The sequence below is a fragment of the Roseinatronobacter ekhonensis genome, assembly GCF_900499075.1.
GTDB classification, from domain to species: domain Bacteria; phylum Pseudomonadota; class Alphaproteobacteria; order Rhodobacterales; family Rhodobacteraceae; genus Roseinatronobacter; species Roseinatronobacter ekhonensis.
Window position 1 is genome coordinate 1 of the sequence record NZ_UIHC01000157.1, and the last position, 1,455, is coordinate 1,455.

Genomic DNA, 1,455 nt, shown 5'->3' on the forward strand with positions numbered 1-1,455 from the left:
CTGACGATTGGGCGGACAACGGTTCAGGCATATCTGGATCGCGCTGCCGAGGTAAATCTGTCCTGGCCACTACCGCCAGAGATGTCTGACACCGACCTTGAACGCCTAATTTACCCACGCACGGCGCGCGATATTGCGAACCGCGCAACCGAGCCTGATTGGGCGTATATTCACCGTGAGTTGCGCCGCAAGGGCGTGACGTTGATGCTCCTGTGGGAAGAGTACCGCGCAGATCATCCTGATGGGTATGGCTACTCCCGGTTCTGCGAACTTTACACACGCTGGGAAGGCAAGCTGTCGCCGGTGATGCGCCAGCGTCATCCTGCGGGTGAGCGGCTGTTTGTTGATTACGCCGGCCACACGATCGATGTGATTGACCCCGAGACCGGGGAGGTGCGCACGACACAAGTGTTTGTCGCCGTTCTGGGGGCATCAAATTACACGTTTGTCGAGGCAACCTGGACGCAATCGCTGCCGGATTGGATCGCAAGTCATGTTCGCGCTTTGAACTTCTTTGACGGTGTGACCGCCCAGATCGTCTCGGATAACCTGAAGGCAGGGGTCACCAAAGCCTGCTTTTATGACCCACAGATCAACCGGACCTACGCAGATATGGCCGCGCATTACGACACGGCCGTTGTGCCAGCCAGACCGTACAAACCAAAGGATAAGGCGAAGGCCGAAGCCGGGGTGCTTCTGGCCGAGCGCTGGATACTGGCACGGTTGCGCAACCGTCAGTTCTTCAGTCTCACCGAGGTAAACACGGCCATCCAACCTCTGCTTGATAGGCTCAACCACAAGGTTTCCCGTCACCTGGGTGCCAGCCGCAGACAGCTTTTTGATCAGCTGGACAAACCCGCCTTGAAGCCGCTGCCGGTGGCCCCGTATGTTTATGCCGAATGGAAGAAGTGCCGCGCCGGGCTCGATTACCACGTCGCAATCGACAAGCATTATTACTCTGTGCCCTATCAGCTGCTGAAGAAGGATCTATGGGCGCGGATCACTGACCGCACCATCGAAGTCTTCCATGTCGGGCAGCGTGTCGCCTCTCATGTGCGTACCTCCAGCAACGGAAAGCACTCGACGCTGCGCGATCACATGCCAGCGCATCACCAATTCCGCGATGACTGGACGCCAGAACGCATCACAGCACGTGCGACCCGCGTTGGACCAAACGTGGCCACCTTCGTCGAGGTCGTCATGCGTGATCGCAAGCACCCGGAACAGGGATATCGGACATGTCTTGGGGTGATCCGGCTGGCCGACAAGTTTGGCCGCGACCGACTTGATGCGGCCTGCAGCCGCGCGCTTGAGATCAATGCCAGATCCTATTCGTCACTCCTGTCCATTCTCAAGAATGGGCTCGAGAACAGGCCCCGCACCCGCGCCACGGACGAGCCTGCCATCAACCACCCCAACATCCGTGGCGCTGATTACTTCCATTGAAAGGAACAC

At 58.4% G+C, this 1,455-nt stretch carries 1 protein-coding gene; it reads left to right on the forward strand.

The window, feature by feature from the left end; translation table 11 throughout:
* On the forward strand, positions 1-1,446 hold a 1,446-nt coding region (gene istA / locus ROE7235_RS19580; protein WP_183073606.1), incomplete at its 5' end, for an IS21 family transposase.
* Between the last annotated feature and the right edge of the window lie 9 nt (positions 1,447-1,455).